General features: G+C 62.6%; 15 protein-coding genes and 3 pseudogenes. 12 read left to right on the forward strand and 6 right to left on the reverse strand.

The window, feature by feature from the left end; translation table 11 throughout:
* Nucleotides 1-323 precede the first annotated feature (323 nt).
* Complete coding sequence (locus ILFOPFJJ_RS24050) at nucleotides 324-2,081, reverse strand: adenylate/guanylate cyclase domain-containing protein (protein WP_173513041.1); 1,758 nt, start codon at nucleotides 2,079-2,081, stop codon at nucleotides 324-326.
* Nucleotides 2,082-2,601: 520 nt separating this feature from the next.
* A complete protein-coding gene (locus ILFOPFJJ_RS24055) occupies nucleotides 2,602-2,976 on the reverse strand; it encodes a VOC family protein (protein ID WP_173513042.1) in 375 nt (124 codons plus the stop codon).
* Nucleotides 2,977-3,456: 480 nt separating this feature from the next.
* On the opposite strand from ILFOPFJJ_RS24055, the pseudogene ILFOPFJJ_RS36520 reads away from it, so the two are divergent.
* From ILFOPFJJ_RS36520 to ILFOPFJJ_RS24080, 5 genes and pseudogenes are all read left to right on the forward strand, one after another.
* Nucleotides 3,457-3,780, forward strand: a pseudogene (locus ILFOPFJJ_RS36520) (DUF4238 domain-containing protein); the annotation flags it as partial.
* 146 nt (nucleotides 3,781-3,926) lie between these two features.
* A pseudogene (locus ILFOPFJJ_RS36030) lies at nucleotides 3,927-4,502 on the forward strand (DUF4238 domain-containing protein); the annotation flags it as partial.
* A gap of 260 nt (nucleotides 4,503-4,762) precedes the next feature.
* The gene (locus ILFOPFJJ_RS24070) at nucleotides 4,763-5,221 is read left to right on the forward strand and encodes an Rrf2 family transcriptional regulator (protein ID WP_173513045.1); all 459 of its coding nucleotides are present in this window, start codon (nucleotides 4,763-4,765) and stop codon (nucleotides 5,219-5,221) included.
* Nucleotides 5,211-6,092, forward strand: coding sequence for an NAD(P)/FAD-dependent oxidoreductase (locus tag ILFOPFJJ_RS24075; RefSeq protein WP_173513046.1), 882 nt, complete (start codon nucleotides 5,211-5,213; stop codon nucleotides 6,090-6,092). The genes ILFOPFJJ_RS24070 and ILFOPFJJ_RS24075 overlap by 11 nt, the downstream gene beginning before the upstream one ends.
* A 117-nt stretch (nucleotides 6,093-6,209) precedes the next feature.
* Nucleotides 6,210-6,602, forward strand: coding sequence for a VOC family protein (locus ILFOPFJJ_RS24080; RefSeq protein WP_173513047.1), 393 nt, complete (start codon nucleotides 6,210-6,212; stop codon nucleotides 6,600-6,602).
* A gap of 85 nt (nucleotides 6,603-6,687) precedes the next feature.
* Here ILFOPFJJ_RS24080 and ILFOPFJJ_RS24085 read toward each other — a convergent pair.
* Nucleotides 6,688-6,828, reverse strand: a pseudogene (locus ILFOPFJJ_RS24085) (class I SAM-dependent methyltransferase); the annotation flags it as partial.
* A gap of 9 nt (nucleotides 6,829-6,837) precedes the next feature.
* The gene (locus ILFOPFJJ_RS24090) at nucleotides 6,838-7,767 is read right to left on the reverse strand and encodes a LysR family transcriptional regulator (protein ID WP_173513048.1); all 930 of its coding nucleotides are present in this window, start codon (nucleotides 7,765-7,767) and stop codon (nucleotides 6,838-6,840) included.
* Nucleotides 7,768-7,919: 152 nt separating this feature from the next.
* On the opposite strand from ILFOPFJJ_RS24090, the gene ILFOPFJJ_RS24095 reads away from it, so the two are divergent.
* Nucleotides 7,920-8,798, forward strand: coding sequence for an arginase family protein (locus ILFOPFJJ_RS24095; protein ID WP_173513049.1), 879 nt, complete (start codon nucleotides 7,920-7,922; stop codon nucleotides 8,796-8,798).
* Between the two features lie 90 nt (nucleotides 8,799-8,888).
* On the opposite strand, the gene ILFOPFJJ_RS24100 is transcribed toward ILFOPFJJ_RS24095, so the two are convergent.
* A complete protein-coding gene (locus ILFOPFJJ_RS24100; RefSeq protein WP_173513050.1) occupies nucleotides 8,889-9,656 on the reverse strand; it encodes a helix-turn-helix domain-containing protein in 768 nt (255 codons plus the stop codon).
* Nucleotides 9,657-9,750: 94 nt separating this feature from the next.
* On the opposite strand from ILFOPFJJ_RS24100, the gene ILFOPFJJ_RS24105 reads away from it, so the two are divergent.
* Nucleotides 9,751-10,287, forward strand: a complete 537-nt coding sequence (locus ILFOPFJJ_RS24105; RefSeq protein ID WP_173513051.1) for a peroxiredoxin-like family protein — start codon at nucleotides 9,751-9,753, stop codon at nucleotides 10,285-10,287.
* A gap of 71 nt (nucleotides 10,288-10,358) precedes the next feature.
* On the opposite strand, the gene ILFOPFJJ_RS36265 is transcribed toward ILFOPFJJ_RS24105, so the two are convergent.
* Nucleotides 10,359-10,667: a DNA-3-methyladenine glycosylase I gene (locus tag ILFOPFJJ_RS36265; protein ID WP_312032734.1), complete on the reverse strand. Its 309-nt coding sequence runs from the start codon at nucleotides 10,665-10,667 to the stop codon at nucleotides 10,359-10,361.
* On the opposite strand from ILFOPFJJ_RS36265, the gene ILFOPFJJ_RS24115 reads away from it, so the two are divergent.
* The 5 genes from ILFOPFJJ_RS24115 (at nucleotide 10,563) to ILFOPFJJ_RS24135 (ending at nucleotide 14,688) form a co-directional block, all read left to right on the forward strand.
* A complete protein-coding gene (locus ILFOPFJJ_RS24115; RefSeq protein ID WP_173513052.1) occupies nucleotides 10,563-11,138 on the forward strand; it encodes a TetR/AcrR family transcriptional regulator in 576 nt (191 codons plus the stop codon). The two genes, ILFOPFJJ_RS36265 and ILFOPFJJ_RS24115, sit on opposite strands and share 105 nt — an antisense overlap.
* 61 nt (nucleotides 11,139-11,199) lie before the next feature.
* Nucleotides 11,200-12,129: a DMT family transporter gene (locus ILFOPFJJ_RS24120; RefSeq protein WP_173513053.1), complete on the forward strand. Its 930-nt coding sequence runs from the start codon at nucleotides 11,200-11,202 to the stop codon at nucleotides 12,127-12,129.
* A gap of 173 nt (nucleotides 12,130-12,302) precedes the next feature.
* Nucleotides 12,303-13,298: an NAD-dependent epimerase/dehydratase family protein gene (locus tag ILFOPFJJ_RS24125; RefSeq protein WP_173513054.1), complete on the forward strand. Its 996-nt coding sequence runs from the start codon at nucleotides 12,303-12,305 to the stop codon at nucleotides 13,296-13,298.
* A gap of 217 nt (nucleotides 13,299-13,515) precedes the next feature.
* Nucleotides 13,516-14,028, forward strand: coding sequence for a DUF1801 domain-containing protein (locus tag ILFOPFJJ_RS24130; RefSeq protein WP_173513055.1), 513 nt, complete (start codon nucleotides 13,516-13,518; stop codon nucleotides 14,026-14,028).
* Between the two features lie 207 nt (nucleotides 14,029-14,235).
* A complete protein-coding gene (locus ILFOPFJJ_RS24135) occupies nucleotides 14,236-14,688 on the forward strand; it encodes a DUF1801 domain-containing protein (protein ID WP_173513056.1) in 453 nt (150 codons plus the stop codon).
* Nucleotides 14,689-14,792: the final 104 nt, after the last annotated feature.

The following is a 14,792-nucleotide window of genomic DNA, read 5'->3' on the forward strand; positions in this document are numbered from 1 at the left end:
TCTCCCGCAGGTTCCGCCTTCTGACAAGCCGGCGCCCGCAAAGCCTGTCATAACCGGGCAAGAGCGCCGACTACGCCCAAACAGGACGACATCCGCCCCCGAGGCAGGGACACAGGCGTCCCTGCCAAAGCCAGTGTCAGAGAGGCGCGAGCCGCGACACATTTCCTTGGAATTGGCGTCCGCTTTGCGCCGATGTCGGCCGTAGCCGCTGCCCGCAAGCAGACATCTGCGGCGACCATGCTGAAGGCCGTGGTTGCGCCATGAACGGACGTTCTTGGCTCACAAGTTCATTTCGCGGATGCCACAGAGGTCAATCCAACCCGTCAATTCAGGCCGGCACGGGCAAGTCCCTCGATCAGGCGCGCCCGATCCTCGGCGCGGACGAAAGAAGATGTTGCTCCGACCGCGTCCCGTGAGATGTCAGGGACTAGCGACTTGAGCCGTCCGAGCAAGTCCGTGGCAGCCTCCTGGTTGTCCAGAAGTCCGGCACAGGCCGTGCCGATGATCAGCGGAACCGCGTGGCCGGACCGCAAGCGATGCGCCTCCCGTGCATAACTCAATCCAAGCTCGTAATTCGCGCCCTGGAAGTAAGCCATGGCGTAGTAGAACTGAAAGTCGCCGAGAAAAGCCTCGCGCGGGCTCAGTCTGAGGGCGTAGTCGATGCAAGGAATGGCGTCCGCCGCGCGGCCCCCGTTGGCATGCGCAAGTCCCAACTGGCCGTGTGCAAACGCGGAGTTGGGGTTGATCGCGACAGCCTGGCTGATCGCCGCCATCGCCAGGACATTGTCACGCGTCGCAAAGGCTATCATCGCCTGCGCAAGGTAAGCCCACGGTTCCTTATCGTCCGCGGCAATGGCTTGTTGGACGATATCCCTGGCAAGGGCCAGGGCGTGTCCCATGTGCTCCCATCCCTGGAACGCGCGCCACACCGTAATCCAACCTTTCATGGCGAGTGCCTGGGCATAATCGGGAGCCAGTCCGATTGCCCGATCGAGCAGGGGGAGCATCTTCCGGCTGCTCTCCTCAGACAACTGGGAACACAGGAACACCGCCCGCACGACACATTCCCAGGCATCAAGGCCATGATGCGGCTTGGGGCTTTCGCGGGCATGCTCTGCCGCCAGGAGTTCCGGCCCGATGCGGCCGACGACGCTTGCGGTGATTTCGTCCTGAATGACGAAGATGTCGCCGAGGTCGCGGTCGTACCTCTCGGCCCAGAGATGGGCTTCGGAGGCCGCATCGATGAGCTGCGCGGTCACCCTCAGGCGGTTGCCGGACTTGCGGACACTCCCCTCGAGAACATAGCGGATCCCGAGTTCGCGCCCGATGGCGCGCACATCCACGGGCTTTCCCTTGTAGGTGAACATCGTGTTGCGGGCGATCACGAAGAAGCCCTTGAGCCTGGATAGCGCGGTGGTGATGTCCTCAGTGAGCCCGTCGCTGAAGAAGTCCTGCTCCGGGTCGGCGCTCATGGCGTTGAACGGCAGCACGGCAATGGATGGTCGGTCCGGAAGTGCGGGCCTGGGCGATGCCGTTCGTGCGGTCGTCCCTTCCAGAAGGGGGCGGTACAGTCGCACCGGCCGCTCCATGTTCTTGAGCGCGCGTTCGCCGACGTACTCGTAGTCGCAGTCAAGCTTCCCCTGGAGGTGATCGTACGCCGTGCCGGAAATGCAAATGCCGCCTGGATCCGCCAAGGTCTGGAGGCGGGCCGCGATGTTGACGCCATCGCCGTAGAGATCCCCATCAACCTCGTGGATCACATCACCGAGATTGACGCCGATCCGGAAGATGATGCGTCGCTCCGTTGGGATATCGGCCTGGTTCTCGGCAACGCCCTTCTGGATGGCGACCGCGCACGCGACGGCATCGACGACCGAACCGAACTCCACGAGCGCACCGTCGCCCATCAGCTTGACAATACGGCCCTGATGCTCGGCCAGCAGCGGATCGATCACCTCCCGGCGCAGAACCTTCAGGGCCGACAACGTCCCAGCCTCGTCATGTTCGACGAGGCGTGAATAGCCGACGACGTCAGCGGCCAGGATCGCGGCCAGCCGCCGTTCCGCTCTTGCAGTTGCCATGGCTGTCTCTCCCTCAGGAGATCCGCCGGATGAAGCCCAGGCGATTGACGCGACATGCACCATCCGGCTGCCCGACACCGCGACCGTGCTGGTTCATGATACCACTGAGACGGCCATGTTGCGACGCTTCACGAGAGTGCCGCCTTCAACAGGAACAGGATCCGCGAAGCGGTCACTGCAAAGGTCTGTTGCGGTCCAATGGAAGGACGGCGTCATTCGAAGGAAGGTCCGTTTTCGGGACTTCGAACCCACTGGCGAGCTGAACTTGCCGAAGCGGTTTCTTCCGTCGTTGCCGGTGGGAACAATCGCTCCGTCTCCAATTCTCCGCAGGTTCCGGCTTCTGACAAGCCGGCACCCGCAAGGCGAGGCACAGCGCCGCGGGGCAGGCGGCTTGGCGGGAGGCGGACGTCCGCGTGGCCGCTGAAGTTGCCGCATGTCTCATCATACGGCTTGACGTTCGACGTGAGGGGCGGCCGCAAGTGGGCGAAGCCCGCTTGTGAACGTTGCCTCGATGGAAGGATCAGACCTCGGGCTCGTGGCAAACCACTTCGATGTTGTGGCCGTCCGGACCAATGACGAAAGCCGCATAGTAGTTCGCGTGGTAGTGCGGGCGCAGACCGGGCGCACCATTGTCTTTGCCACCCGCCTGCAGAGCCGCGCGATAGAAAGCTTCGACTTGCTGGCGATTTTCGGCCGTGAACGCCAAGTGAAGATGCGCCGGCTTCTCCTCGGTTTGGTACAGGCACAGGGAAGCCTTCCCCTTTGGGCTAAGCTCGACGCCGTACGAAGGCGGCCCCTCCGAGACCACAGCTACGCCGAGCGGTTCGAGTGCCCTGAGGAAGAACGCCTTGCTCGCCGCATAGTCGCTGACTCCGAATTTGACGTGGTCGAACATGAGTCCTCCTGAAGTGTGGGTCCTCGCGAGGCCTAACGCGGTTTGCAGGCATGGGCAAGCGGACGTGCCTACTGAATGTTTCCTTAAATCCTAGCCGATTTAAGGATAAAAACATTCAGCAATTCAAAGTGCTACATGTGGAGCCTCAACAGGTTGTCCTCGCCAGGGAGCGTTTCGGCGATAGCTGGAGCGACCTTCGTGTTGGCAACTTTGTTGCGGCGGCCGCGAGAACATTGAGGATGCGCTGGAATTGGCGGAGCACACCGAGATCTAAAAATGTGCGGCCTCGCACCTAGCGGGGTCGTCGTCTCGGCACAAGCAGCTATGCGCCTTCATTCTTGCCATTTGAGGGACTATGCAGACTCCTGACAGCAGCATTCGGCCTAGTCAACCTTAGCGATGCTTGTGCGAAAGGGTGACGCACGCCGACAGACACAACATGTTGCGTCTTCGGCCGAAGCGAGACATCATCCGGCCGCCATGCCCGCCAACAAGTCCCAGCACTTCGTACCCCGTTGTTATCTCCGCGCTTTCTGCGCGGACGGTGAAGGCGCAGCCATCAATCTGTTCAACATGGCCCGTGAGCGGTCAATCGAATCGGCACCGACGAAAGGGCAGTGCGCAAAACCATATTTCTATGGGCGCGACGGCGCCTTGGAGCGTGCGTTGCAGGGGCCCGAAGGTGAATACGGCGAGATTATGCGGCGCGTCGTCGACGATCCCCATGCCGCGACACAGGCAGACATTCGACGTCTCCACACCTTCATGCTGTTGCAGTCCTATAGGAGCGCGGCGTGGATTGAGGGCGAAATCCGGCTAGCGGAGGCGGAACGGGCGATGGTGGCCGACGAGGCCACACCGGAGTTACTGGAAAGCCTAGTTATTACGCACGAGATGGCCCTTCAGCTCGCGCTGAACGCTTTCAGGAACAGCACAGGACGGCTCACCTACAGACGCGAATCATCCTCAATCGGACGGCGGTGCCATTCTTCACGTCCGATGATCCGGTGGTTTACAGCAACCGCTTCCACTTGCAAAAGGACGTGTTGGGAGGTGCGGGTCTTGGCAGTCCGGGCGCCATGCTGCTCATGCCGCTGACGCCGCAGCTCCTGCTGTTGTCATTCGACCCGGCCATCTACCGCCTAGAGAAAAGGCTGGGCGAACTTGGCGTCATCGACCGTGTCGCGGACGTGGCCGCCTTCAACGACCTGCAGGCGGTCCGTGGTCATGCGAATCTCTATTTCCGGAACTGGAGCGACCGGGCGCTGGTCGAGTCGACTTATCATAAGGCCAGGTCGCGCCGCAGGGAGAAGTGGTATGACGTGGAAACCCTGCAGGAGACAGCTCCGGGCAGCCATACCTTTGTTGCCGTAGCGAGCGGCTGGATACATCACCCTGACCGCAGGGAAATACTTCATACGCAGTGCAACATACCCGCGCCCGCCGCGTGGCCTTTGTTGTTGACCTACACTGAGCACGCTCGCCGCGCCAGACGCGGCGTCGACCAGGCCAGTCTGTGGGAATAATCCCCACGAATGGGAAGCCCCTGCCAAAGACCGTCATTCTGCTACCGGCCCACGATTGGCAACCGAACCTCGACCCTCTGAACGTCTGTCATCATTAGTTCCTCACCTGAACCTGCTAGTCGGCTTACGGCCCCAATTCCGGTCAACCTCACTCCGTCGAACGTCTCAGATGGGTCATTTGCGGACGTATGCACGTCTCCAGCTGTCACGAGCCGCACGATCGCTTGCCATCCGCGACGACTCGTAATAATTAAAGTTACATGAAACGCGACAGCCGCCTCTCGTCCGTCCTCCACGCGCTCCTGCACATGGCCGAGCATGACGGACCCATGACGTCGGAGACGCTTGCGGAGTGCATGAACACCAATCCCGTGGTGGTGCGCCGCACGATGGGGCTCCTCAGGGAGGCCGGGATTGTGGCCTCCGCGCGCGGGCATGCCGGGGGATGGACCATCACGGCCGACCTTGGCACCGTCACGCTCCGCCAGTTGCACGAAGTGCTGGGCGAGCCTGCGATCTTTGCCATCGGCAACCGCAACGAGACGCCGGACTGTCTCGTCGAGCAATCGGTGAACGCCGCGCTGGACGCGGCCTTCACTGAAGCCGAGGCGCTGCTGCTCGACCGCTTTGCCGATGTCACCCTCGCCGATCTTGCCGCCGACTTTGCCCGTCGGCACGCGGAGCGGCGCGCCAGAAAAGGAGTGGGTAATGCAAAATGACGTGATCGTCGTCGGGGGCAGCTATGCCGGCATGGCCGCCGCCCTCCAGCTTCTCCGTGCCCGGCGCCGCGTCCTCGTGATCGATGCCGGGCTCAGGCGGAACCGCTTCGCCAGCCACTCCCACGGCTTTCTCGGCCAGGATGGCGTGAACCCCGCCGAAATCGCGGCGAAGGCGCGGGCGCAACTCAGCGCCTATCCGACGCTGACATGGATCGACGGCCATGCGGAAGCGGCCGCGGGGAGCAAGGATGCCTTTACAGTCACGATGGCGGACGGCGCGCGGCAGGAAGGGCGGCGGCTGCTCTTTGCCGTCGGCGTGACGGACAGGCTGCCCGAGATCGACGGCGTGGCGGAACGCTGGGGGCGAAGCATCTTCCACTGCCCCTATTGCCACGGCTACGAACTCGACCGGGGCCGGATCGGCGTGATCGCGACCGGGCCGATGTCGGTGCATCAGGCCCAGCTCATTCCCGAATGGGGCGAGGTGACCTTTTTTACAAATGGCGCGGTGACGCTCGATGCGGCGGCCAGCGGCGACCTGAAGGCGCGGGGCGTAACGATCGAGGACACGCCCATCACGCGGATCGAGGGCCACGCCGACGTCCTCCTTGCGGACGGGCGGAGCCTGTCCTTTGCCGGGCTCTTCACCGCCTCGCGCAACGCCCCTGCGACGCCGATTGCCGCGTCGCTCGGCTGCGAGATCGAGGAGACGCCGGTCGGCACGCAGATCCGCACCGATGCCGCGAAGGAAACGACCGTTCCTGGCGCTTTTGCCTGCGGCGACGCGGCGCGCACGCCTCACTCGGTCTCGCTCGCCGTCGGCGACGGAGCCTGGGCGGGCGCGCAATTGCACCGGTCGCTGGTGTTCTGATTTCGGTGAGGAGCGCCCGCGGTTCGGAACAAGGGGCGGGGCCGGGGCGTTAACCGGGCCTCCGTCGCGTTTGTAGCTTCCCTACAGTACCACGCGTCTTACTTCCGAGAGACCAAGATGGCCATCCACTTCAATCATACCATCCTGTCGGCGCGCGACAGCAAGGCGTCGGCGGAGTTCCTGGCCGAGATGCTGGGGTTGCCGGCGCCGCGGCGCTGGGGGCCGTTCCACATGGTCACGACCGACAACGACGCCAATCTCGACTATATGGATACGCAAGGCGAGATCGGACGCCAACACTACGCCTTCCTGGTCGGCGACGCTGAATTCGACGCGATATTCGATCGAATCCGCGCACGGAACCTCGAATATTGGGCTGACCCCGGCCAGCGGAGGCCCGGCGAGACCAACGACCACGACGGTGGGCGCGGCCTCTATTTCGAAGATCCGAACGGCCACCTGCTCGAAATCATCACGCGCCCCTATGGCAGCGGCGGCTGGAATCCCTGAGCCTGGCGTAAACCTAGCCGTCCTCGATGCCGACTATGCGGTCGAGCAACGCCTAACGGATGCAGCCTCGCCTTGCTCCAGGAAATCACGCAGCCCGCTTCACCAGCCGGAACACGATTTTGGTCCCGGTGTAGTATTCGAGCGCGTCGGCGAAATCCGGCGTCCAGCCGTCCTCGACGAAGGGGATGAAGCCGTCATATTCAAGCTCGCGCCCCGACACCTCGAAGCGCACCCATCACCGTTTGCCGGCGGCGCTGGCTGCGAGAGGTCGGCTTGTCTTGCCGAAGCGCTCCACGAGCCACTGGATGAAGGCCTTCAGTCTGGCGCTCTGATGCCTGCCGGGCGGATAGACGACATGGAACGGCAAGGGCGGGTGGCTCCATTCGGAAAGGATCTCGACGAGTTGCCCCGACTGCAGATAGGGCATGAGGAAGGACTTGAGGTTTTGCCCCACACCTAGTCCCGCCAGCATCATCGCGATCTGGCCATTGTCTTCATTGGTCGAGAACTGCAGATCGCTGACGACGTGTCTGCGGTCGGGCTTCATGAAGACCAGCGGCTTCATCCTGCCGTCGGCGTGGGAGAAGAAGCCGACCTTGGCGTGCTTGCTGTCGAGGTCCTCCGGCGTCATGGGCGTCCCCATCCGCTCCAGGTAGGCAGGCGACGCGCATGTGACGAACTCGGCATCGAAGAGGTGCCTTGCGACCAGGGATACATCGCCGATTTCCCCGGCGCGGATGGCGCAGTCGACGCCTTCTCCCATGATGTTCGCGGTTCGATTGCCAATGCCCAATGCGATGGAGACGTGCGGATACCGCCGATGGAAATCCGGCAGATCAGGGATCAGAACATTCTGCGCGAAGGTCGGGTGAGATTCGATGCGAAGATGTCCTCTGGGCGCAAGCTTCTTGCCGCGCACGGCGCTGTCGGCCTCGTCGACCTCCGCGACCAAGCGCGCGGCATATCGGTAGTATTCCTCGCCCTCCGGCGTCACCACGATGCTGCGCGTGGTCCTGTGCATCAGCCTTGTCCCGAGATGTCTTTCGAGATCCGTCACAAGTTTGCTGACGGTCGAGCGCGGCACCAGAAGCTGATTGGCGGCTCCCCGGAAAGACCCTGATTCAACGACCCGCACGAACGCTCGCATCGCAAGCAACTGGTTCATCGCGTTTCTCCAAGTATGGGAGATTGTCCACGTTCATGGACAGATATGTCACGGATGAGCCATTTTGTTTCCGATTTCAATCACCAGCTATGTCCTGCTTCGGCCAGAGCGCCGATCAGAACTCCAGACTTCTGACAGGAAAGAGCGAGACCATGACAATCGATCCGAAAAAAATTTTGCGCCTGAACCTGCCGCAATGGCAGGGTGGGGACCACCCTGACTACAGAACAGGCGCGCGTGTCCTCGCGGCGATCGCCCCGGAAGCGCCGGGACCGGAGGAAACGGTGGCGGTCCCCGAAGCCCGTGACGATGTCAGGCCGGTCGAGCAGGGCATCGTTTCCCGCCGGCCGCTTCTCGATCTCATTGCTGCCGCCAGCGCGGCGATCGACCGGCACAAGCCCGACGCCGTCGTCACCCTCGGAGGCGACTGCCTCGTGGATCTCGCGCCGATCGCCTATCTCAGCGAGCGATACGGCGACGATCTGGCGGTTCTGTGGGTGGACGCCCACCCCGACGTGATGGGGCCGCAGCAGTTCAGAAACGCCCATGCGCATGTCCTTGCCATGCTGATGGGAATAGGCGATCCGGATTTCGTGGCCTCGGTGCCGAGGCCGGTGAAGGGGGATCGAATCCTTTATGTCGGCCTGACCGAGACCACGCCGTTCGAAACCGACTTCATCGTGAAGCATGGAATGGCGCGTCTCAGTCCGGAAGATCTGGCCGGCTCGGCGGAGCCGGTGCTCGCGTGGCTGCGTGCCTCGGGCGCGACGAAGGTAGCGGTGCATTTCGACCTGGATGTGCTCGATCCCTCGCTCTACGACTTCCTTCTCTCCCAGGATCCCGCCGCCGCGCCGGATGCCTTCGAAGGCATCGCGAAAGGGCGGATGCGCTTCGAGGAGGTCGCGGGGATCCTGAGAGCAGTGGATGCCGAAGCGGACGTCGTGGGGCTGGCGATCACCGAATACATGCCCTGGAGCGCGATGCAACTGTCGAAGTCGCTGCAGACGCTCCCGCTTCTCGGCGAGCGGTAGACGGGGTACGTCACGGGCGGGGCCGCGAAAGCCCCGCCTGTCCATGCAATTCCGGCCGGAAAGCCGTTGCACACTTTTCCTGGAGTTGCCCTAAATGGAAACCGGCCTCTCGAGCGATGGCCAGTCTCCAAATTTGCGCAAGTAGGCGCGGGAGAATGCCGCAGCGCTGCCGAATCCGACTTCCCGCGCCACTGCCTTCACCTTGGCCCCCTTGGATAGCTTCCGCCGGGCAATGGTCAAGCGCCATCCCGTCAGATAAGCCAGTGGCGTCGTGCCGACCACGTCGCGAAAAAGAGCCATAAAATGGCTTCGCGACATTCCTGCCGCGGCAGCAAGCTCTTCGCTGTTCCAAGAGCGGGTCGGCGCATCATGCATTGCTGCCAATGCGCGGTGCAACGCGGGGTGGGACAGGCCCGCCAGCAACCCGGGTCGGGTGGCCCCGCGGTCAATTGCCGAGCGTAAAATAAGCAAAACCATCACTTCGCAGAGCCGATTGAGTGCCGCGCTCCGCCCGCAACGGGATTCCAGGGCCTCTGCCAAGAAAGCGGCTGTCGTGTCGCGCAGGGCCGGTATGTCGTTGATCTCGACCCGGACTTGATCCGGCAAGGCGTTCATGAGCGGGTTATGCGCACCCTCGAAATCGACGGCTACAGTCACGAGAACCGGCGGCTCGGGCGTTGCGTCGCCACGCACACAAAGGATGACTTCTTCTGCGGGGCCTCCGGGTGCACCTACGACAAACAGCATCGCTTGGCCGTCGCTGGCACGGGCCGGCTCTAACGAGGCCGCCAGCTCGAACATGTCGAAGAAGGCTGAGAGGCGATCTCTTTTCGGGTGGGAAATCAGATTTTCGATCATGTTTTTCGGACCAACGATTGCTTCAGGTATGGAAGGTTAAAGGCCCGACGTCAACGCAGCAGCGTCGGCAGCATCACACCAATGGAGTTAATCAATGTTAATCCCGAGAATGCCGGCCCCTGGCCTGACGGTCAGAACTCTCGATCATGGAACCTTCGATCTCGCCAGCGAAGCGCCCTCGCTCATGACGCTGGTGTGCTTCTACCGTGGCCTCCACTGCCCCCTGTGCGCAACGTATCTGAAGGAGCTTGATCGACTGACGCCATCCTTCGCGGAACGAGGCGTCAGCACAATCGCCATAAGCTCCGACGGCGAAGAACGCGCCCGGCAAATGGCGAACAAGATCGGTGCCGAGCACCTCCGCGTCGGCTACGGGCTCCCATTGGGCGTGGCGCGGCAATGGGGACTTTACGTTTCGACCTCGCGCGGCAAGACGTCTCTTGGTATCGAGGAGCCCGAACTATTCTCCGAGCCGGGGATCTTTTTGGTTAAGCCGGACCAAACGGTTTATTGGCTCTCCGTGCAGTCCATGCCGTTCGCTCGACCCAATTTCGCTGAAATGGTGCAAGCGTTGGATTTCGTGATCAAGAACGACTACCCGGCACGCGGCGAGTATACCGGCGAGGTGTGATCCTCGCCTGCCGCTATCCGTCCCCCGCTCACGTCGATGGCATTCGGACGCCGGAACGCAGCTCTGGCGCATTAGACCTCGTTTCGGATCGTGCAACCTTCGGCGTGATCATTGATCGGGCCCATCGCCTGCATGAAGGCATAAACCGTAGTGGGGTGGCCCGCCGCGAACCTTCGGGTGCTTCTCCTCCGGTGAAGCGCGATCAATGCATCGGAGGGATTGACAGACCTCATAAATAGGTAGATCGGTCTACATAGTGGTTTTGGAGAGACGACGTGACCGGGAAGACGCCAGCCAGGGAGCGCCTGCTGAACGCCGCAGCCGAGCTGTTCTATCGCGAGGGTGTCGGGGCGACGGGCATCGATGCGATAACCGCCCATGCGGGGGTCGCGAAAATGAGCCTCTACAACAACTTTTCGTCCAAGGCCGATCTCGTCGAAGCCTATATGCAGAGGCGCCTCGATGAATGGAGGGAACTCCTTCAGGAGCGGCTGAGCCATGCGGCGACGCCTCGGGAGCGCGTGCTGGCGGTCTTTGATTCCTATGTGGACCATGCGGCCCTTGCCTATGCGTGGGGATTTCGCGGATGCGGCCTCCTCAATGCTGCCGGGGAACTCGCCGTAGGCGATCCCGGCCGGGCGGTCGTCGCCTTCCAGAAGGAAGAAGTGGAGCGGCTGTTCAGGGAACATCTTCTCGACATGCGGCCGGCGGCCGGCACCTCGATCGATGAGACGGCGCAACATCTCTCCTTTCTGCTCGAAGGCGCGATGTCCCGCGCCGGCCTCGAGGGGAATGACGCGCGGCTGAAAACGGCGCGCAAGATCGCTGTCTCGATTTTGGAACAGCTATGACGTCGAGGTTCCCGCGACGTCGGGACCGTGCCTCCTGCCACCAGAAACCGGATCCCCATCGATGAGTGAAGCTGTTGCCACGGCCCCGTGCCGTCCGAGGAGCGGAATCTCGGCGATTGTCATCCTCGTCATCCTCGAGGCGGCGCTGGTGATTTCCTGGAGCGCGGGGTTCGTCGGCATCCGGTGTGCGATCGACCATGCTCCGATCTTCCTGATCCTTCTGTGGCGAAGCCTGTTGTCCGGGCTGATCCTGCTTCCCTTCGCGCTCGCGATGGGCCCGGCGATCCGGTGGAAGGACGCGCTTCCGCAGATGCTGTTCGGCGCGCTCGCCATGTCCGGTTATCTCGCCGGCTTCGCGCTGGCGATCTCCCATGGCGTCCCGACGGGTCTCGTCGCCCTGATTACCGACATGCTGCCGCTGGCGGTGGCGATATTGTCCTGGCCGGTTCTCGGGCAGGCGCTGACCGCGCGCCAGTGGTTCGGCTCGTTTATCGGTCTTGCAGGCGTTCTGATCGCTTCGGGCTGGTCTCTCGACATGGGTGACGTGCCGCTCTGGGCCTACGGCCTGCCTGTTCTCGGCACGCTTTCGCTGGCAATGGCGACGCTGCTTCAGAAACGCAGCCCGACCAGTTCCATGCCTGTCTATCAGAGCCTGTGCATCCAGTGCCTTTCGGCATCGGCGATCTTCGCCGTGTTCGCCTGGCACGAGGGAGGCGTTCTTCCGGTGCTCGACGCGGGCTTTATCGGCGGCATTCTCTGGCTCGTCTTCGTGGCGACGTTCGGGGCGTGGAGCCTCTACTACATCGCGCTTCGGAAATCGTCTCCGGCGCGGGTCACGGCGATCCTGTATCTGAGCCCGCCGGTGACGATGATCTGGGCCTGGGTGATGTTTGGCGAACCATTGTCCTTTGCGATGGCAGGGGGACTGGTCGTTTCACTGTTCGGCATCATCATCGTCGCGAGATCGCAGAAGCCGGGTGATGCGGTTTAGCCGCATGGCTCTGCAGGACGGCGCTTGCAACACGGCGTGGCAACAAAGAGCTTGGCATGGCGTGTTCGGCGGCCATTGTGCGTCCGATCGGACGCACGGACCCCGGTATCTTGAACTGCTGCATACACCCGAACGCATTGACAGCGGTGACCTGGGGCGGAACACTCCGGGGCATGGCTTCTGCTTTCATCATCGGCGGTACCGGACAGATTGGCATCGCGGTCGCCAGGCGCCTGGCGGAGGAGGGCTGGGCGGTGCGGCTCGGTTCGCGCACGCCGCCACCAGCTGAAGGCCCATGGCAGCACGTCCCTTTCGACCGCAGCGCTCCAGACGCGCTGAAGACCGCGATCGGCGACGGTGCGGATCTATTGATGGACTGCATAGCGTTCGACGAAGCGGATGCGGACGGACTGCTCTCGGCGCAGGCGTCCGTTGGTCACATTATCGCGGTGTCCAGCGCGAGCGTCTATCGCGATGAGCAAGGCCGCACCCTGGATGAAGCCGGTGAGCGCGGCTTCCCGCGTCTTCCTGTTCCAATCCGCGAAGATCAGCCGACAGTTGATCCGGGCCCCGGCACCTATTCCACCAGGAAGGCAGCCATGGAGAGGCGGCTCCTCGATCGCGCGCAATGCCGCGCCACCATCCTTCGTCCTGCGGCGATCCACGGGCCCTACAGCAAGCACGCGCGGGAGTGGTGGTTTGTGCGCCGGCTGCTCGATGGCCGGCAGCGCATTCCGTTGGCCTATGGGGGGCGAAGCCGGTTTCAAACGACCTCGGTCGCCGCAATCGCCGAGGCGGTGGTGTGGGCGGTTGCAGGAGACAGGCCGCCGATCCTCAACGTCGCCGACGCCGACGCGCCGACGGCTGCTGAAATCGGCCGCGCCATCATGGCCGCGATGGGGCGCAGTGCCGAGATCGTCGGGCTTTCCGACGAGCCCTATCCGCCATCCGCCGGAATGAGTCCGTGGTCGGTCGCAGGTCCTTTCGTCTGCTCGAGCCTCGCGCCGAACGCCGGTACCTATGCGCAGACCGTGCGCGATGCGGTCATCTGGCTTACCGAGGCGACACGCGGGCGAGATTGGCGAAGCGTCCTCCCGCAGCTCGCTGCCTATCCCTGGGACCTGTTCGACTATGAAGGCGAGGACCGCGTTCTGAGTGCGGCGCGATGACCGGCGCGAGCGGTTTCAGGCGGCTTCCGAAAGCAGGCGCCTTGAAGAACTCGGCCAATTGAGTCCACACTTTCAAGATCAGGTATGCCTGACCGTCTATCCGTCCACTGCATGTTTTCTTAAACGATCTAAGGATAAAACATGCAGCAATTCAAAGTGCTACAGCGTCCTTTGCGCGCTTCACAAGACGCGCGGCGCTTCAGGTGGAGTGAACGCAATGGCTGATAAGTCATCCGTCAAATCAACGAAGGCCGCAAAGACGCCGGCGGCTGCGAAGGCGGCCAAGACGGCCAAGACCACGGCAGCCAAGGACGCCGCGATGGGCGCGAAGCCGACGCTTCTGTCAGGCGGCAACCCTCAGATCGCCAAGGCCGATGGCGATGCGCCCGTGCAGGCCTATATCGCGGCGATGCCGGGCTGGAAAAGCGACGTCGGGCGCCGCCTCGACGCGCTCATCGTGCGCACGGTCCCCGGCGTGCTGAAGGCGGTCAAATGGAACTCGCCGTTTTACGGAGTCGAGGGCCAGGGCTGGTTCCTGAGCTTCCATTGCTTCACCAGGTACATCAAGGTGACCTTCTTCCACGGTGCGTCGCTCAGTCCCGTTCCGCCCGTCGAGTCCAAGGACAAGAACGTGCGCTACTTCCACATCCACGAGGATGAGGAGATCGACGAGGAGCTGGTGGCGCGCTGGATCCGGCAGGCTTCGGAGCTGCCCGGCTGGGTGCCGTAACGCAAACGGCTCAAGTGCTGACGGCAGCGCGGTTGCGTCTTCTCGGACGCACAAAGATCGCTGCAGCAAGAAATGCGGTGTCGATGCCGGACCGTTTCACCGTTTTCTTGAAACAGTGAAATGGTCTAACTCTTTGGAACTGCGCAATTCCGGACGGAAGCACACTTTTCCTGGGATTGCTGTGAAGCGACGGGGAGCGACAACAAGATGAAGAAAGCGACACCCATGGAGAATGGAAAGAGCAGCTTGAATGAAGGAGACGCTTCTCCCTCCGAGCTGATAAACGCGAGAATCGAGGAGCTGAGTGACTGGCGGGGCGAGACGCTCGCGCGGATCAGGATGCTGATCAAGCAAGCCGATCCCGAAGTGGTCGAGGAGTGGAAGTGGAGAGGGGTTCCGGTTTGGTCGCATGCCGGAATCATCTGCACCGGAGAGACCTACAAGGCCGTGGTGAAGATGACGTTCGCCAAGGGCGCCTCGCTGGAGGACCCGTCGGGCCTCTTCAACTCCAGCCTCGAAGGCAACACCAGGCGAGCCATCGATTTCCATGAGGGCGAGAAGATCGACGAAGAGGCGCTGAAGGCGCTCATTCGCGCCGCCGTGGCGCTGAACACGTCGGTACAGGCTGCGCGCTCCAGGAAGAAAACGAAGAGCGCTTGAGGAAGGATAACCCGAGGTGCGTCGCTCACGTTTCCTCCTGGTTCGCCTTGCTACCAGCGAGCGAGCATGATGGTGGCATCCCTGCGCTTGTCACGGGCAGGAGG

The sequence above is a fragment of the Sinorhizobium psoraleae genome (assembly GCF_013283645.1).
Taxonomy (GTDB): domain Bacteria; phylum Pseudomonadota; class Alphaproteobacteria; order Rhizobiales; family Rhizobiaceae; genus Sinorhizobium; species Sinorhizobium psoraleae.